The 22,595-nt window shown below is 72.9% G+C and carries 14 protein-coding genes; 5 read left to right on the top strand and 9 right to left on the bottom strand.

What is annotated here, in order from left to right:
• A partial coding sequence (locus Psi01_RS16295; protein ID WP_275424530.1) for an SbcC/MukB-like Walker B domain-containing protein occupies window positions 1-2,833 on the top strand: 2,833 nt, incomplete at its 5' end.
• Window positions 2,834-3,123: 290 nt separating this feature from the next.
• Window positions 3,124-4,590, top strand: a complete 1,467-nt coding sequence (locus Psi01_RS16300; protein WP_204064870.1) for a GGDEF domain-containing protein — start codon at window positions 3,124-3,126, stop codon at window positions 4,588-4,590.
• A gap of 197 nt (window positions 4,591-4,787) precedes the next feature.
• On the opposite strand, the gene Psi01_RS16305 is transcribed toward Psi01_RS16300, so the two are convergent.
• The 4 genes from Psi01_RS16305 to Psi01_RS16320 form a co-directional block, all read right to left on the bottom strand.
• Window positions 4,788-7,949 carry a coiled-coil domain-containing protein gene (locus tag Psi01_RS16305; protein WP_239127763.1) on the bottom strand — a complete coding sequence of 1,054 codons (3,162 nt, stop codon included), beginning with the start codon at window positions 7,947-7,949 and terminating at the stop codon, window positions 4,788-4,790.
• A 71-nt stretch (window positions 7,950-8,020) separates the two neighbouring features.
• Window positions 8,021-9,256: a hypothetical protein gene (locus Psi01_RS43350; RefSeq protein ID WP_239127764.1), complete on the bottom strand. Its 1,236-nt coding sequence runs from the start codon at window positions 9,254-9,256 to the stop codon at window positions 8,021-8,023.
• Window positions 9,246-10,463 (bottom strand): hypothetical protein, encoded by a 1,218-nt coding sequence (locus Psi01_RS16315; RefSeq protein WP_204064871.1) that lies wholly within the window; start codon window positions 10,461-10,463, stop codon window positions 9,246-9,248. Before Psi01_RS16315 ends, Psi01_RS43350 begins: the two co-directional genes overlap by 11 nt.
• 103 nt (window positions 10,464-10,566) lie before the next feature.
• Window positions 10,567-11,286, bottom strand: coding sequence for a M50 family metallopeptidase (locus Psi01_RS16320; RefSeq protein WP_204064872.1), 720 nt, complete (start codon window positions 11,284-11,286; stop codon window positions 10,567-10,569).
• A 212-nt stretch (window positions 11,287-11,498) separates the two neighbouring features.
• Between Psi01_RS16320 and Psi01_RS16325 the strand changes: the two genes are divergently transcribed.
• The gene (locus Psi01_RS16325) at window positions 11,499-12,653 is read left to right on the top strand and encodes a magnesium and cobalt transport protein CorA (protein WP_239127765.1); all 1,155 of its coding nucleotides are present in this window, start codon (window positions 11,499-11,501) and stop codon (window positions 12,651-12,653) included.
• Window positions 12,654-12,671: 18 nt separating this feature from the next.
• Here the strand turns inward: Psi01_RS16325 and Psi01_RS16330 are convergent, their stop codons facing one another.
• Complete coding sequence (locus Psi01_RS16330; RefSeq protein WP_204064873.1) at window positions 12,672-14,882, bottom strand: thiamine pyrophosphate-dependent enzyme; 2,211 nt, start codon at window positions 14,880-14,882, stop codon at window positions 12,672-12,674.
• Between the two features lie 206 nt (window positions 14,883-15,088).
• Between Psi01_RS16330 and Psi01_RS16335 the strand changes: the two genes are divergently transcribed.
• Window positions 15,089-16,204: a hypothetical protein gene (locus tag Psi01_RS16335; RefSeq protein ID WP_204064874.1), complete on the top strand. Its 1,116-nt coding sequence runs from the start codon at window positions 15,089-15,091 to the stop codon at window positions 16,202-16,204.
• 235 nt (window positions 16,205-16,439) lie between these two features.
• Here Psi01_RS16335 and Psi01_RS16340 read toward each other — a convergent pair whose 3' ends face one another.
• The 4 genes from Psi01_RS16340 to Psi01_RS16355 form a co-directional block, all read right to left on the bottom strand.
• Window positions 16,440-17,294, bottom strand: coding sequence for an ABC transporter permease (locus Psi01_RS16340; protein ID WP_204064875.1), 855 nt, complete (start codon window positions 17,292-17,294; stop codon window positions 16,440-16,442).
• Between the two features lie 24 nt (window positions 17,295-17,318).
• The gene (locus tag Psi01_RS16345) at window positions 17,319-18,293 is read right to left on the bottom strand and encodes an ATP-binding cassette domain-containing protein (protein WP_204064876.1); all 975 of its coding nucleotides are present in this window, start codon (window positions 18,291-18,293) and stop codon (window positions 17,319-17,321) included.
• A gap of 157 nt (window positions 18,294-18,450) precedes the next feature.
• Window positions 18,451-19,779: an MFS transporter gene (locus tag Psi01_RS16350; RefSeq protein ID WP_204064877.1), complete on the bottom strand. Its 1,329-nt coding sequence runs from the start codon at window positions 19,777-19,779 to the stop codon at window positions 18,451-18,453.
• A 512-nt stretch (window positions 19,780-20,291) separates the two neighbouring features.
• Window positions 20,292-20,891: an SACE_7040 family transcriptional regulator gene (locus Psi01_RS16355; RefSeq protein WP_204064878.1), complete on the bottom strand. Its 600-nt coding sequence runs from the start codon at window positions 20,889-20,891 to the stop codon at window positions 20,292-20,294.
• A gap of 89 nt (window positions 20,892-20,980) precedes the next feature.
• Here Psi01_RS16355 and Psi01_RS16360 point away from each other — a divergent pair, with 89 nt between their 5' ends.
• Window positions 20,981-22,588, top strand: coding sequence for a carboxyl transferase domain-containing protein (locus Psi01_RS16360; RefSeq protein ID WP_204064879.1), 1,608 nt, complete (start codon window positions 20,981-20,983; stop codon window positions 22,586-22,588).
• Window positions 22,589-22,595 lie beyond the last annotated feature (7 nt).

Genomic DNA, 22,595 nt, shown 5'->3' on the forward strand with positions numbered 1-22,595 from the left:
CGCCCCCGGCGCGACCGGGCCCGCCGGGGCCGGCGCTCTCGGCCTGAACGGGATCGCCGGGGCCGACGCTCTCGGCCCGAACGGGCCCGATGAGGTCGGCGGTCCCGGCGTGATCGGGTCCGGCGAGGCCGGCGGTCTTGGCCTGGCCGGGTCCGGTGAGATCGATGACTGCGGTCTGGCCGGGTCCGGTGAGGCCGATGACCGCGGCATGGCCGCCTTCGGTCTCGGCCCGGGGCAGGGTCTCACGCCGCAGACGCCCGGGCTCCGGGAACTGCTCCGTGCCTGGGAGCGCGACCGCCGCGACGCCCTCGCCGGGCTGGAAGGGCTGCGGGCCGACGAGGCGCGGCTGGCAGAGCTGGAGGCCGAGATCTCCGGCCTCGACGACGCCCTGCGGGAGCTGGCCGACCGGGAGGCCGAGCTCGCCGGTGCCCGGAGCGAGCTGCCCGCCGTTCTCGCCGAGGCGTCGGCGCGGCTGGCCGCCGCCAGGACCGAGGCCGCCGGGATCCCGCAGGCCCGGGCGGCGGCCGACGCCGCGGCCGCCACGCTGGAGGCGGCCCGGCGCCGCGACGCGCTGCGCACCGCCCTCGAAACGGCGAAGGTCTCCCGGGCCGAGGCCGTCGACCACGCCCAGGAGCTCCGCGACCGGCTGCAGGAGCTGCGGCAGGCCCGCATCGACGGGATGGCGGCCGAACTCGCCGCCAAGCTCGTCCCCGGTGAGCCCTGCACGGTCTGCGGCTCGCCCGACCACCCCGCCCCGGCCGCGCCGGCCGCCCAGGCCCCCACCGCCGACGACGAGGGCGCCGCCCAGCTCGCCTACGACGCGGCTCTGGAGCGCCGCCAGGCCGCGGAGAACGAGGTCGCCACCCTCACCTCACAGCTCGGCGACGCCCTGGGAGTCGCGGGGGAACTGACCGTCGCGGAGGCCGGAGAGGTGGTCGCCGACGCCGGCCGGGAGCTGGACGCCCTGCTCGCCACCGCGGAGGCCGAGCCCGGGCTGGCCGGCGAGGTGGAACGCCTCACCTCCGAGCTGGAGGCGGTGACGGCGCGCGCCGGAGAGATCGCCCGCGATCTGGCCGAGGGACACGCCCGCAGGAACGGAGCCCACGCCGAGCAGGCCCGGCTGACGGCCCGCCTCGACGCGGCCCGGGGCGGCGACGCCACCGTCCAGGCCCGCCGCGACCGGCTCACCGCCGAGGCCGCCGCCCTCGCCACCGCCCTGGCCGCCGCCCTGCGAACCGAGGAGATCGCCGCCCGGCACCAGGAGGCCGCCACCCGCCACGGCATCGACCGCGACACCTTCGGCACCCGGCAGGACGGCCCGGCCGACGGCCACGCCGCCTCGGACGGCGTGAAGGCGTCCGACGGCGCCGAGGGCAGGGCCGGCGGACACCTCGCCGCCGACGATGCGAAGGCGCCGGGTGACGCCCGAGACAGGATCGGTGACCACTTCGTCGCCGGCGGCACGAGGGCGCTCGATGGCGCCGAGGGCAGGGCCGGCGGACACGGAGCCATGGCCGCTGTGGCGCCTTCGGGAGAGGTGGGGGGCACCGGTCACACGGAGCCCGGCCCGCTCACCTTCGGGCACGCCGTACAGGATCTCCGGGAGGCGGAGCGTCTCGTGGAGGCTCTGCGGGAGTCGGCCGGGGCGGTGGCCGCGCTCATGGCGGAGGCCGAGAGTGTCACGGCGGAGCTCAGGCGGGAGCAGGAGCGGTCCCGCGCGCTCGCGGTCGAGTCGTCCGCGCGCCGGGCGAACCTGGACGCCCTCACCGCCGACGCGGACCGGTTGTCCGCGCGTCTGGACGAGGCGCGGGGGGAGGACCCGACGCTCGCCGCCCGGCTGGAGCGGCTGACCGACGAGGCCGAGCTGCTCAGGGAGGCCCTGGAGGCGACCAGGGAGGAGAGGTCCACCGCGGCCGAGCTGGAGACGGCGCGGGCGCGGGCCGTGGCCGCGGTCACCGAGGCCGGATTCCGGGGGCTCGACGACGCCCGGGCGGCGGTCCGCCCGGCCGCCGAGCAGGAGGACAAGGCCAGGCAGCTGCGCGACCTCGACCGGGAGCGCGCCGCCGTCGACGCCCAGCTGGCCGACCCCGAGCTGATCAGCGCCGCCGCCGAGTCCGAGCCCGACCTGGAGACGCTGAAGCGGGCCAGGGACGCGGCCGACGCCGCCCACGCCGGTGTGATCTCCGCCCGAGACCGGGCCGAGGCCCGCCGGGCCAGGCTGGTCACGCTCCGCGCCGAGCTGGCCGACTGCCTGGACCGCTGGCGGCCCGCCGCCGAACGGCACCGCCTGGCCGACCGGCTCGCCGCCCTGACCAGTGGCAACTCCACCGACAACCGGTGGAACATGCGACTGTCGTCCTACGTCCTGGGCGAGCGGCTCCGCCAGGTGGTCGCCTCGGCCAACGAGCGGCTGGACCACATGTCGGGCGGGCGTTATCTCCTCGACCACGATCTCAGGCGCTCGGCGGGCGACCGGAGCAGGTCGGGCGGCGGCCTGGGCCTGCGCATCCTCGACGGCTGGACCGGCGTGGACCGCGACCCCGCGACGCTGTCCGGCGGCGAGAGCTTCATAACGTCGCTGGCGCTGGCCCTCGGCCTGGCCGACGTGGTCACCGCGGAGGCCGGGGGAGCCGAGCTCGGCACCCTCTTCGTCGACGAGGGCTTCGGCACCCTCGACGAGGACACCCTCGACGGCGTCCTCGACATCCTGGACGGCCTGCGCGACGGCGGCCGGGCCGTCGGCATCGTCAGCCACGTCGGCGAGCTGCGCACCCGCGTCCCCGCCCAGCTGCGGATCCGCAAGGACCGCCACGGCTCGACCATCCATCAGTGATCCGGCCGTCCGCCGGTGATCCGGTCATCCATCGGTGATCCGGTCGTCCATCACTGGTCCGGCCCCCATCGGTGATCCGGTCGTCCGCCGGTGGTCCGACCCTCCACCGGTGGGGCGTCATCGGCCGCCGGTGGCGCCCGTAAACCATCGGCGACCGCCCGTAGATCGCCGATGACGCCCGTGCGGGGGTTGCGGTCCACGGTGACGATTCCGGTAAGATCCCAACATACTGACAGTAAGCGATCTCACAGCTACGCTAAGAAGTCGCTGATGTTCGCCGATGGAGCGGCATGGACAGTTCGCGGGTTTGGCGCGCCTATCTCCTCGGCGGCATCGTCGTCGTGGCGATTTACCTGGCGATGCCGTACGGCGTCGCCCGTGATCTGGTGTACGTCGCCATCGGCATGTCCAGCGCCACGGCCGCGTCCGTGGCGGCCGCCCGCTCCCGCGGCGGGGTCCGCATGCTCTGGGCGCTCATGGCGGGCGGCCAGCTAGCCGCGGCCGTGGGCGACGCCATGTGGGCCTACTACGAGCACGTCGCCAAGATCGACCCCTTCCCGTCACCGGCCGACGCCTTCTATCTGCTGCAGTATCCGCTCGTCGCCGGGGCTCTGCTCATGCTCGCCCGGCACCATCGTTCGCCGGAGAACCGGGAGGCCCTGCTCGACAGCGCCATCCTCACGGTAGGCCTGGTCCTGCCCTACTGGGTGCTCGTGATCAGCCCGAGCCTCGGCGGATACGAGTCCCCTCTGGAACAGCTGATCACGCTGGGCTATCCGTTCAGCGACGTGCTGCTGCTGGCCGGGCTCGTCCTGGTGCTGGCGACCTCGCGCGCGCGGAGCGCCGCCGGGCGCATGGTCATCGCCGCCATGATCCTGGTCATGGCCGGCGACGTGATCTTCGTCCTGGTCGGGGACACGATCATCCACGGCATGCCGATCTCGCTGACGCCGTTCCTGCTGTCGTACGTGGTCTGGGGCGCCGCCGCGCTGCACCCCTCAGCCAGGGACCTGCTGCGCCCCACCTCCGACACGCCGCCCGCCTTCACCACCGGCCGTCTGCTCACTCTGACCGCCGTCGTCCTGCTCGCCCCCGGCACCCTGATCGTGCAGCTCGCCTTCGGCTTCGAGCTCAGCGCCTGGCCGGTCGCGATCGCCTCCGCGGTGCTGTTCGTCCTGGTCGTGGCCCGTATGGCCGTCATGCTGCGCCGCCTGCAGCACCAGGCCCGCCGCCTGGACGAGATCGCCCGCACCGACATGCTCACCGGGCTGCCCAACCGCCGCACCCTGGACGCCCAGCTGGTCCGTGACTACGAACGGGCCACCCGCGAGGACATCCCGCTGACGCTGGCCATGCTCGACCTGGACCACTTCAAGCGCTTCAACGACACCCACGGCCACCAGGGCGGCGACCAGCTGCTGGCCGGGGCCGCCACCGCCTGGAGCCTGGTGCTGAGCTCCACCGACATGCTGGCCCGCTACGGCGGCGAGGAGTTCGTGCTGCTGATGCCCGGCCGCGACCTGGAGGCCGCCGAGCACCTGCTGGAGGCGCTGCGCCTGGTCACCCCGCACGAGCAGACCTTCTCAGCCGGTCTTGCCCTGTGGGACGGCCGGGAGACTCCCCTGCGGCTGCTGCGCCGCGCCGACACCGCGCTGTACGCCGCCAAGACCGCCGGACGCGACCGCGTCGTGCTGGCGGCCCCGCCATCCGAGACCGAGGGCCCGTTCCTGGAGCCCTCGGCGTTCGCGGGCGGGTAATCCCCTCCGGGAAACCTGCAAGCCGGGACGGACAGCCGTACGGCGGAGCCCGCGTGCCGGGGCGGGCGGCCGTACGGCGGGACCCGCGTGCCGGGGCGGGCGGCCGTAGGCCGGGGCGGGCGGCCGTACCGCGAGACCCGCGTGCCGGGGCGGACGGCCGTACCCGGGCACGCGGACCGGAGTGGAGGGCGGCGGGGCTATCGGCTCACCGCGGAGGCGAGGGCGCGTACGCGGTCGGCGTGGGCGTCGTGGCCGATGATCACCGGCGGCTCGTTGTACGGCATGGCGTCGGAGGAACGGCGCAGCTTGATGTACTGACCGCAGGCGTCCACCGCGTAGGGCTCCATGTCGTCCTGCAGGGCGCCGATCACCGTGATGCCGTAGGTCTCGCCGATCCGGCGGAACAGCGCCACCGCCTCGCGCCGGTGCTCCTTGCCGAGGTTGCGGCCCAGCTCGTCCAGGACCAGGCACAGGTGCCCGCCGCCGGATGAGGCGATCGCCGCCGCGCAGACCAGCTTGACCGCCTTCTCGTCCATCAGCGCGGTGTTGGCCCGCCGGTTGTAGGGCACGAACCCCTGCCCCTCGCCCCGGCGCCACTTCGGCGTGACCCGCCAGGCCCAGCGCTGCTCGGGGTCGGCGGGCGCGGCCGGGACGGGGAACTCCAGCGTCGCGCCGTACCCGCCGTAGGAGGTGTCCAGCCGGTCGAACTCCTCGGCCACCCGGGTCAGCCGCGCCTTGATCGCCGCGGTCAGCGCCGCGCGGTGGACGGCGGTGGACTGCGCGGCCTCCTCCGCGCCCCGGGCGGCGGCGGTCAGGTCGCGCTGCCGGGTGGCGAGCTGGGTCTCGATCTGGCGGCGCTGGTGCCGTTCGTACTCCTCCTGGCCGCGCAGGTAGGACGAGAGCGCGGCGCACACGCCGGGGAAGGTGGCCTGTTCGCGCGCGGTCCGGCCGGCGCCGGGCTCGGTCCGCTCCCGCAGCAGGAAGCGCAGCTCCTCCGGCATCTCCTCGTCCTCGCCGGGGAAGGTGTCGCGCAGCGCCTCGTCCAGGCGGCGCTCGGCTGCCCGCCACCACTCCTCGGCGGTCAGCGGGAGCTCGTGCTCGGGCAGCGCCTCCAGCCACTCCCGCGCCCCGGCGGCGGTGCCGCCCCAGTCGCGGGCCAGCGCCTCCAGCCCCAGCGCCTCGCGGTCGGCGGCGACCGCGGCCGCCCGTTCGCGGGCCTGGTCGCGCTCGGCCTCGTGGCGGGCCCGGCGACCCTCCAGGCGTTCGATCTCCATGTTCCTGGTCCGGGCGCGGAAGTCCAGCGCACCCGCCTCCCGCTCGGCCTCGCCGACCCGGGGCGCGACCTCGGCCAGCGCCTCGGTCAGCTCGGTCAGCCTGGCGCGCAGCCCGGCCAGCCGCCGCTCCAGGTCGTCCAGCTCCACGGCCGCCCGGGCACCCTCCAGCCGCCGCCCGGCGTCGGCCACCCCGTCCTCGGCGGTCCGTACGGCGCCCGCCGCCGTCTCCTGCACGTCACGCGCCCGGTGCAGCCGCAGCTCCGCTGCCTTGATCCGGGCCTCCCTGCCGGTGGCCACCGCCTCGAACGACCCCACCACGGTGACCCCCGCGGCGCTGACCAGCACCGACCCCAGCAGGCCCGCCAGGGCGCGGCCCGCCGCCTCCAGGTCGCCGGCGTCCACGACGACGGCGTGCTCCTGCGGCCATCCGCGGCCCCCGGTGACGGCCGCCAGAACCCCCGCCGCCGTGCCCTCCCCGGTCGCGTCGCCGTTCCCGCCCGGCAGGCCGTGCCGACCGACCGGGCCACCGTGCCCATCCGTGCCGCCCTGCCCGTTCGCCGTGCCGCCCTGTCCGGTCCGGGCGCCGCCCGGTCCGGACGCCTCGTCGTCGCGGGCGTGCTCGGCCACGTCGATCGCGTCGAGCAGGCCCGTCGCGCCGATGCCCGCCTCGGCGAGGGCCTTGAGCTGGGCGGCGGCCGGGCCGCCCTCGGCGTCGTCGAGCGCCGCCCGGGCGTCGTCGACCTCGCGGTCGGCCACGCCCAGGGCCTTCAGCGCCTCGTTGAGCCGCGCCCTCGCCTGCGCCAGCTCGCTCTCGGCGGCCGGCACGTCGCGGCCGTCGGCCAGGCGCCGCCGCTCCTGCAGGGCGGGGATCCGGGCGCGCAGCTCGTCGGCGGAGTTCTCCGCCACGGCCCGGTCGGCCTCGAGCCTGGCGGCACGGGCCTGCAGACCGGCCAGCTCGGCGCGGGCCGCGGCCAGGGCACGGTCAAGCGTGTCCTCCTTCAGCGTGGCGATCTCCGCGCGGACCTCACGGATCGCCTCGGCCGCACGCTCGCCCGCCTCATCCAACCGCTCCAGGTCGGCGGCCAGCGCCTCGTCCCGCCGCGCGGCGTCGGCGAGCCTGCGCGCCAGCCGTCCCCGCCAGCAGCGCAGCGCGTCCGCCAGGCTGACCCTGGCCCGGTCGCGCCGGTCGAAGGTCTCCAGCAGCGCCCGCGACTCGCCCTCGAACTCCTTGAGCAGCTCCATCGCCCGCTCGGCCCGGACCCGCTTGGCGTGCTCGTCGCGCCGGGCCTCGCGCTCCTGGTCGAGCTCGGAGTCCAGGCCGGTCAGCGCGGCGATCGCCTCGAAGACCCGCTCGGGGGAGATCTCGTTGAGGGGCTGGGAGAGCAGGTTCGTGGCGACCTTGCTCCGCACCGAGGTGGACAGGAACGACACGCACCGCACGCGGTCGCCGTACAGGAACCGCGTCAGGTCGCGCGCGACCACGTCGCGCCGCCCGGCCGAGCGCGGCAGGGTCGCCCAGATCTCGTCGGCCCGCGCCACCCGCTCCGCCTCGGAGGAGGCGACGGCCATGCGCACTCCCCGCGTCCAGCGGATCTCCAGGTGCGGCGCCTCCTGGTTGACGCGCAACCAGACGGTCACCGCGTCGTCCATCGTGCCGGGCGCGGAGAAGACGCCCACGATGTAGCCGTGGGCCGCGCTGGCCCAGGACTTCCCACCGGCCCCGGCGGCGAGCTCGGCGTTGAACAGCAGCTCGGCGACCGCCTTGGCGCCGGAGGCGAAGCGCCACTGCTCGTCGCCGAGCAGCGCCGTGATCATCGCGATGAACGACGACTTGCCCGCGCCGTTGGAGTCCTTCGGCCCGGCCCCGGCCACCACGATCAGCGTGCCCGGCACGGTCGGCACCGGGTGGGTGGACAGCCGGGAGATGTTGACGGCCTGCACGGCGACCAGGACACGGTCGCCGACGACATTCTCGCTCGGCGCGTTCGCCCCGGAGTCCACCGCCACGAGGCTCTCCTGGGCACTCGTCCTGGAGGCCCGGCCCGTGTCCACGGCCTGCGCGGCCCGCTCCGGCTGCTCGGTCAACCCCGTCGTTCCTTCCCTCTGCGTGATCTTCGTATCGGCTCTGCCCGGCGTGCTCTCCGGGCGTGCCGCGCTCACCGGCGCCTGGCCCGTACGGCCGCCGCCAGCGGAGTGTGCGGGCCCGCGGCGAGGATCAGCTCCTCCTGCAGGCGGCGCCGGGCCGGGCCGGTCAGCCGGTGGAACTGCGGGCCGGGAACGTAGCCGCCTGCCTCCTCACCGGCCTTCACCTGGGTCACCAGACCGGCGTGGCGCAGAGTCCGCAGCGCGGCCTCCAGCTCGCCGATCGGCAGCATGGTGTGCCGCCGCAGCTCCTCCGCCTGGACGGGGAACGACGACAGCCAGCTGTCGGCGGGCAGCAGGCCCTCGGCCCGGGGGATCGCCACCGAGTGGATCAGCACCAGCACCAGGACGGCGCGCTGGGCCTCGTCCAGGAGGGTGCCCGCCCCGGCCGCCGCACCGTCGGCGTAACCGGAGGTCCACCGCTCGCGGTCCTGGATCAGGACCCGGCCCCGGCGCTCCAGCATCTCCGCGAGCACCCGGCGCGGAGCCGGATCGCGCAGCGCCGGGAAGCGGGCCTCGTGCACCGGCTCGGCGGCGTGCTCCACCGCCATGAACGCGGCGACGATCTCCGCCCGGCGGCGCTCGTCGAAGGGGCCGAGCAGGTCCTCGTCCACGCCGCCGGGCGGCGTGACGCTCGCCGAGCCCTCGTCCGGCCCGGCGGCGGGCAGCACGTCGAGACCGGCCGCCGCCTGGCCGGGGGCGGGCAGGCGGCGCACCAGCTCCCGCAGCTGCGCGTGCGACTCCTCCGGCCAGCAGGCGCAGCGGGGGCCGAGCCGTACCAGGCCGTCGGCCACCACCAGCCAGGCCGAGTCGTGCAGGCGGCGCAGCGCGCCGATCGCCCAGTTGCGCATGAGGTCGTCACCGCGGCCGATCAGCGCCCGGTAGGCCGCCAGCACGTCGTCGACCGGCGCGGGCGTGCCCGGCCAGGGACCAGCGGCCAGGTCGCTCCAGCAGCACCTCAGCGCCGCGGCCAGCACCCGCCGGGTCTCCCCGGACCGTTCCACGGCGACCGGGGCGACCTGGTATTCCTCCAGGAGCGAGGGGGTCGCCCCGTCGGGCCAGGCGGGCAGCGCGAAGCCGGTGCCGTCGCCGTGCTCCAACCGGACCATCCCGGGCGGGGCGGGCTGGCCGGCCCCCAGCGGCAGCGGGCCGGTCGCCCGGGCGCGGGCGTGCGCGAGCGCCGTGCCCCCTGCACCCTCATGCTCACCGCCGGTCGCCCGGGTGCGGGCGTGCGCGGGCTCAGGCGTCATTGCCGGTCCTCTCCAGCACGCCGTGCGACAGCCAGGCGGGCTCGGCGCCGGGGGCGGCGGTGAGCTCGTCGGACCAGCGCAGGCGGTAGGGCGACTCGGGACGCAGGTCGATCGAGACGAGGTCGGCGAGCAGGCGGCGGGCGGAGACCCACTCGCCGTCGGCGGTCAGCAGCTCCTCCAGCCGCGCCGTGGAGCGCCCGCCGAGCGCGCCCTCGGCCACCGAGGCCAGCCGGTCGAGCCCGGCCGGGCCCGTGTCGTGGGAGTCGGCGGGACCGGGGTCGGGCAGCGCCGAGCGCGGGGGAGTGGGGTGCACGGGCGCGGGCCGCGGGCTCTCGTCGACGGCCCTGACGATCGCCGCCGGGTCGTGCCAGGGGGCCGGGGCGTCGAAGACGAAGCCGTCGAGCACCGCGGCCAGGCGCTCCTTGCTGGCGGTCTGGGCGAAGGTCCGCCAGGTCTCCGCGGGCAGCAGGGTGAGGTTCCTCGTGGTGCCCGCCGAGTCGGCCAGCCGCCCGGCGGCGCGCCGGGAGGCGTCGCTGTAGGCGTAGATCGCGGCGCGCAGCTCGGTGCAGGTGCGGTCGAGGTCGGGCCAGCGGTTCAGGATCGTGCCGTGCAGGCTCTGCGCCCGGCGGGCGATCTCCTCGGTGCCCCAGAGCTTGGGAGCCTGCTCGCGCAACTCCTCGATGGTGCCGCCGGTCAGCGTGATCAGCTCCAGCGCCCAGAGCCGGAACGCCCGCGCCAGGTTCTGCGCGCTGGCGCGCGCCTCCTCCATGGTCGTGCGGGGGTCGGCGACGTTGAGATCCTCCAGCGCCAGCAGCCGGTGCATCTCGGACTGGCCGCCGTCGTCCATCATCCGCCGGATGAACATCAGCCCCACCACGCTGGTGAACGACGCCCGGTAGCGCAGCTGGTTGGGCTTGGGGAAGACCTCGCGGATCGCGCCGAGGCCCTTGAGCACCCGCAGCCGGTTCTCGAACAGCTCCACCGGATGGGCCCGGCAGACGTGCCGCATCTGCTCGTGGGTCAGCCACTCCTCGCCGGCCTCGGCGAAGGCGGCGAACAGGGTCTCGGCGATGTCGACCAGCACGGGGTCGTCCACGACCGCGCCGCTGTCGCGCGCGAGCGCGGCGAACATCCGGCGGTAGGTCGCGAGCACGGCCTCCTCGCCCAGGGCGGAGTCCAGCGTGATCTCGTGGTTCGTCTCTGGCACGCGGTATACCGTACGGCCTGCGCCCGACAATCCCGTCCCCGATCCGCCCAGGGCGATCGTCCCGGGCCGCGCGGGCCGTACGGAGCCTTACGGAGAAACCCGCTCAGAAGAGGCTGTTCAGGGCGGGCAGCGGGACCAGCAGGTAGGCGCCGCCCGCCAGGGAGGCCGCCGCGACGAGCAGGAACAGCATCACCCAGGCCCCGGCGGGCAGGAAGGTCAGCCGGGCGAGCTGGTCGGCGTCGGAGTCGGGCACCCGGCCGTGCCTGCGCTTGCGCCGCAGCTCCAGGATCGGCCGGATCCCGCCGAACAGCAGGAACCAGACGGCCAGATAGGCGATGACCGCGTCCACCTCAGGCGGCGCGTACCAGGTGAGCGCCGCGATCGCCCCGCCGGTGACCAGCAGGCTCACCACCCCGAACAGGTTGCGGATCATCAGCAGCATGGCGACCAGCAGCACGATCACAACCGTGATGAGGATGGCGATGTGCCCGGAGGCGGTCAGCCACGCGCCGCCCAGCCCCAGCAGCGACGGCGCGATGTAGCCCGCGGCGGCCGTCAGGATCATGCCGGGACCGGTGGGCCTGCCCCGGGTGAGGGTGACGCCGGAGGTGTCGGAGTGCAGCCGGATGCCCTGGAGCTTGCGCCGGGTCAGCAGCGCCATCAGCGCGTGCCCGCCCTCGTGCGCGATGGTGATCAGCCCCCGGGAGAGCTGCCAGGAGGTGGACCACGCCACGACGGCCAGCGCCGCCACGGCGGACAGCAGCACGACCCATGCGGGCGGCCCGGGCTGGGCCGTGGTAAGGGTCACCCAGACGTCGGTCAACGATCAGCTCTCCTCACTGGCGGTTCGGAACGGCGCAGCAAAGCGTCCCATGACATCGAGTCTGGCGGCGACAGGCGGGGAATGCTGGATAGCTGCCGGGATTATCTCGAGATCGCACCTGATGGACGGTGGAAACCGGTGATCCGGGGCAGGAGCGCCGGGCGGGACCGCCGTCGCCGGGCGGGCCCGCGGGACCGGCTGAGGAGGCGGACGTGGCGGATCGGCGGGCGCAGGACCTACGCGCCCTGATGCGGGGCCGTTCCCGGGGCGGGCTCGACTCCCCGGAGCGGTCGATGGATCCCCGGCCGGGGGAGAGCGAGCCGTTCTCCTCCCACTCGCACGTGGTCGACAGGGCGATCTACGCCGGCGGGCGGCGGGTGGCCACCCCCGCCTCGCTGCCCGAGGCCTTCGCGGCCCTGAAGGACACCCCGGGCGGCATGGCCTGGATCGGCTTCTACCGGCCGGACGGCGCGGTGATCTGCAACGTCGCCGAGGAATTCGACCTGCACGAGCTGGCCGTCGAGGACGCCATCGTGGCCCACCAGCGGCCCAAGGCCGACCGCTACGACGACACGCTGTTCGTGGTGCTGCGCCCGGCCCGGTATCTCGACGACGTCGAGGAGGTCGTCTTCGGCGAGCTGCACGTCTTCGTCGGCCCCAACTTCGTGATCACCGTACGGCACAGCGAGAGCCCGGACCTGTCGCAGGTCCGCCGCCGGATGGAGGACGACCCCGAACTGCTGGCCCAGGGCCCGCAGGCGGTGCTGTACGCCATCCTGGACGCCATCCTGGACGCCGTCGTGGACGGCTACGCCCCGGTCGTCGCCGGGCTGCAGAACGACATCGACGAGATCGAGGTGGAGGTCTTCGGCAACGAGCCCGGCGTCTCCCGCCGCATCTACGAGCTGTCGCGCGAGGTGATCGAGTTCCAGCGGGCGACCAGGCCGCTGCTCGCCATGATCGACGGTTTCGTGGCGGGCGCGCAGAAGTACGGCCTGACCGAGGACCTGCAGACCTACCTGCGCGACGTGGCCGACCACGCGATCACCGTGGTGGAGCGCGTCGCCGGGTTCCGGCAGATGCTCCACGACATCCTGGTGGTCAACTCGACCATGGTCGCCCAGGCCCAGAACGAGCACATGACCAACCTCACCGAGGCCAGCAACGCCCAGAACGAGGAGGTCAAGAAGATCTCCGCCTGGGCCGCCATCCTGTTCGCGCCCACACTGGTCGGCACCGTCTACGGGATGAACTTCGACGTCATGCCCGAGACCCACTGGGCCTGGGGCTATCCGTTCGCCGTCCTGCTGATGGCGGTCGTCTGCGTCACCCTCTATCTGGTCTTCAAACGCCGCGACTGGCTCTGACCGGGCACGACGAGGGGCTCAGCCCAGGAGCTTGCGGGCGGCCTCTTCGATCTCGCCCTCGCACAGCAGCACGTGCCTGGCCGCGTCGCCCAGCGGGACGAAGCTGTCGGAGGAGGTCACCCGGGCGATCTTGCCGGTGAAACCGGCGTCCAGCAGCTCGGTGACGATCGCCTCGGAGACGCCGCCGGTGCGGCGGGTCTCGTCGGCGATCAGCACCTTGCCGGTCAGCTCCGCCGCCCGCAGCAGGTCGTCCACCGGCAGCGGGGACAGCCAGCGCAGGTCGAGGACCCGGCAGCTGTGGCCCTCGGCGGTCAGCCTGACCGCCGCGCGCAGGCTCATCCGCAGGCCGTTGCCGAAGGTCACGATGGTCAGGTCGCGGCCGTCGCCGTAGCTGCGGGCGCGGCCGATCGGGACGTGCGTCTCCGCCCAGCGGGAGGGCGGGGCGTACGGCGCCAGCCAGCCGTTGTCGCCGTCGTCGAACATGTCGCGGGTGTTGTACAGCGCGATCGGTTCCAGGAACAGGCAGACGTTGCCGTCGGCGCGGGCGGCGGCGACGCAGGTGCGCAGCATCGCCGCGGCGTCGTCGGGCCGGGCCGGGGAGGCGATGACCAGGCCGGGGATGTCGCGCAGCGCGGTGACGGAGTGGTCGTTGTGGAAGTGGCCCCCGAAGCCCTTCTGGTAGGCGTAGGAGGGCACGCGCACGACCATCGGGTTGCGGTAGGCGCCGCGGGAGAAGAACGACAGGGTGGCCGCCTCGCCGCGGATCTGGTCCAGGGCGTTGTGCAGGTAGGCGAGATACTGGATCTCGGCGATCGGCAGCATGCCCGACACGCCCGTGCCGAGCGCCAGGCCCAGGACGGTCTGCTCGTCCAGCAGCGTGTCGAACACCCGGCCGGCGCCGAAGCGCTTCTGCAGGCCGCGGGTGACGCCGTAGACGCCCCCCTTGCGGGCCACGTCCTCGCCGAAGATCATCGCCTCGGGGTGGGAGGCCAGCGCGTCGGCCAGCGTCCGGTTGATCGCCTGGGCGAGGGTCAGCGGGCCCTCCTGCTCGGGCAGCCTGCCGCCGAAGGCCCTGTCCCGGTCCGGCGAGGACACCGCCGAGACCCGGGCGACCGACTCGGGGGTGCGCGGGGCCAGCGGCTCCACGATGTCGGCGGCGGAGGTCAGGCGCGGGCGCCGGGAGCTCTCCATGGCCATCTTGAACAGGTGCTCGCGGGTCGTCTCGTACAGGGAGATCAGCCCGTCGGGCGTGGCCAGGCCGGCCTCGACGAGCAGCCTGGCGGTGGCGACCAGGGGGTCGCGCTCGAGGTCGGCGTTGATCTCCCGCTTGGTCCGGTAGGACAGCTCCACGTCGGAGCCCGCGTGGCCCATCAGCCGGACCGTGCGCAGGTGCAGGATGGCGGGGGAGCGGTGCGCGCGGACGTGGTCGGCGGCGGCCCGCGCCGTGTCGTGGGCGTCGGCCAGGTCGCAGCCGTCGGCCGGGAAGTACTCCAGCAGGGGGTGGCGGGCGGCCTCCACCCACCCGTTCGGGGTGCGCACGCTGATGCCCAGCCCGTTGTCCTCGCACACGAACAGCAGCGGCAGGCCGAGGCCCTGGTAGGAGCAGTAGGCGGCGGTGTTGAAGGCCGACAGGGCGCTGGCGTGGTTGAGCGAGGCGTCGCCGAAGCTGCACACCGCGATGGCGTCCTGCGGCCACCTGCCGCGCACGCCGAGCTGGTGGGCGCGCTCGATGGCGAAGGCCGTGCCCACCGCGCGCGGCAGGTGGCTGGCGATCGTGGAGGTCTGCGGGATCACCGCCAGGTCCGGATGGCCGAAGACCTTGTGGCGGCCGCCGGCGATCGGCTCCTCGGCCGCGGCGACCAGGCCGAGCAGCACGTCGCGCATGCCCTCCTCGGGCAGCCGCCCGGCCATCGCCGACCTGGTCAGATAGAAGGCCCCGGAGCGATAGTGCAGCAGGGCCGGGTCGGTGGTGCGCAGGGCCGCGGCCACCGCGGCGTTGCCCTCGTGGCCCGCCGAGCCGATGGTGTAGTAGCCCTCGCCCTGTTCGCGCAGGTGACGTGCTGTGATGTCCAGCAGGCGGCTGCCGAGCTGGAAGCCGAACAACTCCCTGCAGCGGGCTCCCGTCAGGCTCGTGCCGTCGCGCACCGGGGAAGCGGGATCACGAGGAGCCCCGGGGACCAGGGTCGCCACCGTCTCTGCGAAGTGAGTCTCAACAGTGTCGCGCGCCACGCAACCGATTATGTCTCGGCGGAGCGTCCCCGTCGCCACCCTTGACTGCTTTGCTCGGCGGATCCTGTGGATCGGTCCTATTCAACAGTTATTAATAACTATTTGTCAGATGTGACATCGATCTGCCGGATCTGGACGTCTACTTGACAGAACGATTACGTGGCACCCTCATGCCGCGTTCATGCAACGGGGAGGATGAAATCCGCATGTTGCAACGCACCCGATCCATCGCCGTCGTGGTGGCCATCGGTGCCGGAGCCCTCGCTCTGGCGCCGTCCGCGACGGCCGCAACCGGGACCGCCCTGGTCCCCGCCGCCGCCTCCGCGGAGGTCGCGGCCCTGCTGGAAACCAAGATCGTCGACTTCGACGCCACCCCCGACCTGGTCAAGAAGGGTGACAAGATCGAGGTCTCCGGCCGGCTGCTCCAGGAGGTCGACAAGAGCTGGAAGGGTTACGGCGGCCAGGACGTGAAGATCACTCTTCGCGCCAAGGACACCGACGCCTACCAGCACATCGCCACGCTCAAGACGACCGCCGACGGCTCGTTCAAGGCGACGGTCACGGCCGAGGTCACCGGCTGGTGGCGGGCGGAGTTCTTCGCCACCTCGGCGGCCAAGGGCTCGGTCAGCGACACCGACCGCGTCGACGTCAAGACGCCGCCGAAGTTCGTCTACAGCCGGATCGTCGACTACCGCGCCTGGCCCGACCCCGTGGACAAGGGTGACACCATCCACGTCCGCGGCGTCCTGCAGGTCGACACCGAGAAGGGCTGGGACGGCTACAAGGGCCAGAAGGTCCACGTGCTGTTCCGCGCCGACGGCTCGTCCCGCTGGGAGCACGTGGCCTCCGACTGGACCGACCACCGCGGCCGCTTCGGCGTCAACGCCGAGGCCCGCACCTCCGGCCACTGGAAGGCCGTGTTCGAGGGCGCCAAGGGCGTCAAGGGCACCGACCGCACCCTGCACGTGACGGTCCGTGAGCCGGAGCCGGAGCCCGAGCCCGAGCGTGCCGACAGCCGGGTGGCGAAGTTCAACGCCTCGCCCGAGCCGGTCCGCTACGGCCGTTATCTGAAGTTCACCGGCAAGCTCCAGGTCCGCGACGACGGGAGCTGGGACGGCTACCAGTCCAAGGTGGGGCTGTACTTCAAGCCCAAGGGCTCGCACAAGTGGTACTACGTGAAGACCGCGTGGTCCAACGACGACGGCAAGCTCTACACCAAGGCCAAGGCCTACAAGTCCGGCTACTGGAAGTTCGTCTTCAAGGGTGACGACGACTTCTACGGCGACACCAGCCGGGTCGACTACGTCCGGGTCAAGCGCTGACCCCGGACGAGGTCGGGCGCTGATCCCGATGAGGTGGGGCGCCGACCCGGACGGCCTCCGGCTCCGGCCGGAGACCTGAATGACCCCGGCCCGCCCGGCGGGCCGGACACGACGGCGGCCCGGGTGCTCGAGCACCCGGGCCGTCCCATGTCCGCACCCTGCCCGGTCCCGTCTCAGTCCGCACCCTGCCCGGCCCGCTCAGTGCCCGGCTCAGTGCCCGGCTCAGTGCCCGGTCTCAGTCGCTCCTGCGGAACTGCACGATCGCCACCCCCAGCAGGACGGCGCCCATGAGGGCGACCAGGCCCAGCTCCAGGGGGACGGGGACCTGCCAGCCGAACCAGCTCACCCCGGGGTTGAGCGTGGCGTCGACCTCGGGCGGCACGTCCAGGCGGGAGAAGACCGCCTGGCGCATCGGGTCGACCGCGTAGGTCAGCGGGTTCACGGTGGTCAGCACGTGCAGCCAGGACGGCAGGTTGGCCAGCGGGAACATCGCCCCGGACAGGAACATCATCGGCATGATGGCCATCTGCATCAGGCCGAAGAAGGTCTGCATGTTCTTCATCCGCGCGGCGAGGGTGACGCCGAAGGCGGTGATGGTGAACGCCGCCAGGAACATCTCCGCCAGCAGCGTCAGCATCAGCGCCGGGTCGTACGGCACGCCGACCAGCCCGGCCATGGCCAGGATGACGACGCCCTGCCCGACCGCCACGACCGATCCGCCCAGGCACTTGCCCACCACGATCGCGCCCCTGCTGACCGGGGCGACGAGCATCTCGCGCAGGAAGCCGAACTCCCGGTCCCACACGATGGATCCGGCCGAGAACATCGCGGTCATGATGACCGTCATCGCGATCATCCCCGGATACATGAACGTCCGGAAGTCGATCCCGGGGATCGCCCCCTGCGCGAGCGAGCCGAGCCCGGTGCCCATCACGAACAGCCACAGCACCGGCTGGATCAGCATCGAGAGCATGCGCGTGCGGTCGTTGACGAAGCGCAGCATCTCCCGGTGGAGCACGACCTTGACCGCGCGCATGTCGTGTCCGGCGGTGCGCAGCGGGATCCGCACGCCCACCACGTCGGTGGCCATCTTCTACCTCCTGACTGAAGGGGCTCAGCGGCGGGCCATGGCCCGCATCCACGCGTTCGCCGAGCCCTCGGCCTCGGCGTCGCGGATGGTCGAGCCGGTGTAGGACATGAACACATCGTCCAGGGACGGCCGGGACACGCTCACCGAGCGGATGGGCACGCCCAGCTCGGCGAAGAGCCTGGGCACGAACTGCTCGCCCGAGGCGACCGCGAAGGTCACCTGGCCCTCGCGGACCGCGGCCTCCAGGCCGAAGCGGTCACGCAGCGCGGCGATCGCGGCCTCGTCGTCGGCGGTCTGGATCTGCACCCTGTCCTCCCCGACGCTGGCCTTGAGCGCCTCGGGGGAGTCGATCACCACGATCTCGCCGTGGTCGATGATCGCGATGCGGTCGCAGAACTCGGCCTCGTCCATGTAGTGCGTCGTCATGAAGATCGTGATGTCCTCGGCGCGCCTCAGCCGGTTGATGTAGCCCCAGATGGCGGAGCGGGTCTGCGGGTCCAGTCCCACGGTGGGCTCGTCGAGGAACAGCACGCGGGGGGAGTGCAGCAGCCCCCGGGCGATCTCCAGGCGCCGTTTCATGCCGCCGGAGAAGGTCTGCACCTTGTCGCCCTTGCGGTCCCACAGGGCGACCATCTCCATGACCTGCCGGATCCGGTCGTCCACCAGCGTCTTGGGCACGCCGTACAGCTCGGCGTGGAACCTGAGGTTCTGCTCGGCGCTCAGATAGCCGTCCAGGGTCGGATCCTGGAAGACCAGCCCGATGTTGCGCCGTACCTCGTCACGCTCGCGCACCACGTCGTACCCGGCCACGGTGGCCGAGCCGCCCGAGGGGTCGGCGAGCGTGCAGAGCATGCTGATCGTGGTGGTCTTGCCCGCGCCGTTCGGCCCGAGGAACCCGAACACCTCACCGGGCGCCACCTCGAAGTCGACGCCCTTGACGGCCTCGATCTTCCCGTACGTCTTCGTGAGGCCCTTCACGGCCACCGCTGCCTCGGCCATCGACACCGCCCCTCCGTGCGTCTCGGTTGATTCTTCTCCCCGGACCCTGTGTCCGTCTCCTCCTTGCCCCCAGGGCGAAATATACCGAATATCTAGATATAGTAAAGATATATCTTCAACGAGGGTGGAGTGCCGCGCAGGGCGGGATGTACGAGCCTCAGCCGGACGCCGGAACCGGGCGGTTGAGCTCCGCGGCGCGGGCGACCTCGGCGTCGATGACCTCCTTCGACGGCCACGCCGTCACCGCCACCGCCATCAGGACCAGGCCGCACAGCGACCAGATCCCGACGACCGCCGCGACGGAGAACGCCTCGGCGAGCGCCCCGGCGGCGAGCACGGCGGCCGCGTGCGTGATCTGCAGGCCGCCCTGCATGAGCCCGAAGGCGCGGGCGCGGAAGGCGCCGGGCAGCACCTGGACGAACAGGCCGTTCAGCGGCACGATCACCGTGCCGGCGATCCCGGCCCCCAGCATCATGAAGAACACCACGGCGAGCGGCGGGGAGAGCAGCGCCGGCACCAGGAGGAGAGGGCACGCCAGCAGGAACGGCCTGATGAGCCTTATCCGCCGTTCCGGCGCCATCATGCGGCCGATGACCACGGCGCCGACGGCGCTGCCGACCGGGATCGCCGCCATGAGCAGCCCCGCCGCCCGTGAACCCCCGCCGAGCTCGGCCGACCAGGCGACGGCCAGCCCTTCGGGGACGATCACGATGGCGACCATGCTGAACGCCACGAGTGCGATCGGTCTCATCACCCGGTGCCCGAAGACCACCCGTGCGCCTTCGGCGGTCTCCCTCAGCAGGGAGGCGCGGGCGGTCGCGCCCGTCGCCGCGGGGCGGGGGCGCACGCCGCGCCAGAGCAGCAGCGCCGAGGCGCCGAATGAGGCCGCGTTGAGGAGCAGGGCGACCCGGGCGTCGACGGCGGTGATGACTCCGCCGACCGCGTAACCGGCCACCTGCGCGGTCTGGCCGGCGATGTTCTGCACCGACAGGCCCACCACGTACCGGTCCCCGTCCAGCACCTGCGCCAGCATGGCCGAGCGGGCGGCCTGGAACGGCGGGGTGAGGACCGAGGCGGCCAGCAGGAGCAGGAGCAGCGCGGGCAGCGGCATGTCGGGCACGGCCATCAGTGCGATCAGCGCCGTCCGGGCGACATCGCACAGGATCATCACGCGCCGGTACGGATACCGTTCCGCGAGCGCGGCCAGGATGGGGCCCCCGGCCACCCAGGGCAGGTAACTGATGGCGAAGCCCGCCGCCGACAGCAGCACCGAGCCGGTGTCGCGGAAGATCAGATAGGCGACCGCCACCCGGGCGAAGTAGTCGCCGATCCACGACAGGATCGCCGAGGCGAAGAGATAGCGGTACTCGGCGACGCCGAAGACCTCCCGGAAGGTGGCGGGCCGGTCGGCGGTGCGGCCGGGTGCGGGATCGGCGGCGTCCTCCGCCGGCGACGCGCCGGTGGTCCCCCGGGCTTTCTCGGCCATCGACGTGTGATCTCCAGCGTTATGGGAGGGGCTCGGATCCCGCAGGGCGAGGAACGCGGCGATCTCCGGATGATCATAGGCGATTCATCCTTACATAAGGGGACATATAGGAGTTTCGGTCATCCTGGTAATTCTGGTCACGTCAGCACCGGTGGACGCACAGTTGCTGTCCGTTCCCGCCGGTACGGCGCACGCGCGGCTGTGGAACGGTTGACATCCCGGCCGCCCTGACTCGGCATGCTCACGACCTGGTGCGAACCGCTCGACGCCGAGCGCGTCCGAATGTCAAATCTCTGATTCGTATGTCCCGGTGCCGGGAGAATTGGTCTCTCTATATGTCCATATATAGAGCAACCTCATATGAATTACTTATGATCACCGCGGTGGCGGTACGGAGTCGACGGAAGGGAGGGTGTCATGCGGCGAGACGTTGTCTGGGGCTGAGTTCCCGATCGTTCTGTGTGCACCGGGGTGCGCGCCTGTCCGGCGCGCCCCTTTTTTGTTAGCGATCGTTAATTCCCGGCCTCGGCGAGCGCCGCCCGCGCCATCGCGCGCATCAGGGGGGCCATGGCCTCGGGCGGCAGCTCGCCCGCGCTGTGCGGGGTGGAGTTGAGCAGGCCGAAGACGGCGTGGGTGGCGGCGCGCAGCCGGGCCGGCGGGCAGCCGGGGTAGAGCTCGCTCAGCACCGTGACCCACTCCTCGACGTACAGGCGCTGCAGGCGGCGGATCTGCCGGCGGGCCGGTTCTGGGACGTTGCCGAGCTCGCGGTCGTGCACGGTGATCAGCGCGGGATGGCCGAGAGCGAACTCGATCTGGCCGTTGAGCAGGGCGTCCAGGGCCTGCTCGGCGTCGGAGGCCGCGGTGACCCGGTCGGCGGCCGAGGCGTGCAGCCGCTCGCTGACGTCCAGCAGCATCTCGGCCAGCAGCGCCTCCTTGCCGCTGAAGTGCCGGTACAGGGCGGGACCCGAGGTGCCGACCGCCGCGCCGATGTCCTCGATGGACACGCCGTGGAAGCCGCGCGCCGCGAACAGCCGGGCGGCGGCGTCCAGGATCTCCGTGCGCCGTGACCCGCGATTGCGGGTAGGGGTCTGGGCAGTCGTCACCTCTCGCATAGTAGACGGTGAGGTTAATGATGACTAACATCCTCGGTAGGGTTAGTGACCGTTAACCCCGGCGACGGAGCCGGGTGGAGGGGGCTCACATGGGTGGCTGGCCGGTGCTGCGAAGCACCTGCGACCCCGGCGGCGAGGGCTTCAAGGCCAACGCCGGGACCAACGAGCGGCTCGCCGCAGACCTGCGCGAGCGGGTCGCGACCGCGGCGCTGGGCGGTCCGGAGAAGTCGCGGGCCCGGCACGTCTCGCGCGGCAAACTCCTTCCCCGCGACCGCGTCGACACCCTGCTCGACCCGGGCTCCCGGTTCCTGGAGCTGTCCCAGCTGGCCGCCACCGGCATGTACGGCGACGAGGCCCCGGCGGCCGGGATCATCACCGGCGTCGGCCGGGTCTCCGGCCGAGAGTGCGTGGTCGTCGCCAACGACGCCACCGTCAAGGGCGGCACCTACTATCCGGTCACGGTCAAGAAGCACCTGCGGGCCCAGGAGGTCGCCCTCCACAACAACCTGCCGTGCGTCTACCTCGTCGACTCCGGCGGCGCGTTCCTGCCCCGGCAGGACGAGGTCTTCCCGGACCGCGAGCACTTCGGCCGGATCTTCTACAACCAGGCCACCATGTCGGCGCGGGGCATCCCGCAGATCGCCGCGGTCCTCGGCTCCTGCACGGCGGGCGGCGCCTACGTCCCGGCGATGAGCGACGAGGCCGTCATCGTGCGCAACCAGGGCACGATCTTCCTGGGCGGCCCGCCGCTGGTGAAGGCCGCCACCGGCGAGGAGGTCACCGCCGAGGAGCTCGGCGGCGGCGACCTGCACGCCCGGGTCAGCGGCGTCACCGACCACCTGGCCGAGGACGACGCCCACGCCCTGCGGATCGTCCGCGACATCGTCTCGACCCTCGGCCCCCGGCCGTCCGCGCCGTGGGAGCGGGCGCCCTCCGAGGAGCCCGTGCACGACCCCCGCGACCTGTACGGCATCGTGCCCGCCGACACCCGCACGCCGTACGACGTCCGCGAGGTCATCGCCCGCATCGTCGACGGCAGCCGCTTCGGCGAGTTCAAGGCGGAGTACGGCTCCACGCTCGTCACCGGTTTCGCCCGCATCCACGGCCACCCGGTCGGGATCATCGCCAACAACGGCATCCTGTTCGCCGAGTCCGCGCTCAAGGGCGCGCACTTCATCGAGCTGTGCGACCGCCGTGCCGTCCCGCTGGTCTTCCTGCAGAACATCAGCGGCTTCATGGTCGGCCGGGCCTACGAGGCCGGGGGCATCGCCAAGCACGGCGCCAAGATGGTCACCGCCGTCTCCTGCGCCCGGGTGCCCAAGTTCACCGTCGTCATCGGCGGCTCCTTCGGCGCGGGCAACTACGCCATGGCCGGACGCGCCTACTCGCCCCGCTTCCTGTGGATGTGGCCCAACGCCCGGATCTCGGTGATGGGCGGCGAGCAGGCCGCCAACGTGCTGGCCACCGTCCGCCGCGACCAGCTCGGCGACGCCTGGAGCGCGCAGGAGGAAGAGGAGTTCAAGCGGCCCATCCGCGAGCAGTACGAGAACCAGGGCAACCCCTACTACTCCACCGCCCGCCTGTGGGACGACGGCGTCATCGACCCGCTCGACACCCGCACCGTCCTCGGCCTGGCCCTGTCCGCCTCGGCCAACGCCCCCCTCGACCCCGTCGGCTACGGCGTCTTCCGGATGTGACCGCGAC

Origin of the sequence: Paraplanobispora siamensis, assembly GCF_016863175.1 — a bacterium.
GTDB lineage: Bacteria > Actinomycetota > Actinomycetes > Streptosporangiales > Streptosporangiaceae > Planobispora > Planobispora siamensis.

What these genes read in the sequence shown, in the direction of transcription:
- Psi01_RS16300 (WP_204064870.1), top strand. Translation starts at nt 3,124, where the DNA reads ATGGACAGTTCGCGGGTTTGGCGCGCCTATCTCCTCGGCGGCATCGTC.
- Psi01_RS43350 (WP_239127764.1), bottom strand. Translation starts at nt 9,256, where the DNA reads ATGACGCCTGAGCCCGCGCACGCCCGCACCCGGGCGACCGGCGGTGAG.
- Psi01_RS16335 (WP_204064874.1), top strand. Translation starts at nt 15,089, where the DNA reads ATGTTGCAACGCACCCGATCCATCGCCGTCGTGGTGGCCATCGGTGCC.
- Psi01_RS16340 (WP_204064875.1), bottom strand. Translation starts at nt 17,294, where the DNA reads ATGGCCACCGACGTGGTGGGCGTGCGGATCCCGCTGCGCACCGCCGGA.
- Psi01_RS16345 (WP_204064876.1), bottom strand. Translation starts at nt 18,293, where the DNA reads ATGGCCGAGGCAGCGGTGGCCGTGAAGGGCCTCACGAAGACGTACGGG.
- Psi01_RS16350 (WP_204064877.1), bottom strand. Translation starts at nt 19,779, where the DNA reads ATGGCCGAGAAAGCCCGGGGGACCACCGGCGCGTCGCCGGCGGAGGAC.
- Psi01_RS16355 (WP_204064878.1), bottom strand. Translation starts at nt 20,891, where the DNA reads ATGCGAGAGGTGACGACTGCCCAGACCCCTACCCGCAATCGCGGGTCA.
- Psi01_RS16360 (WP_204064879.1), top strand. Translation starts at nt 20,981, where the DNA reads ATGGGTGGCTGGCCGGTGCTGCGAAGCACCTGCGACCCCGGCGGCGAG.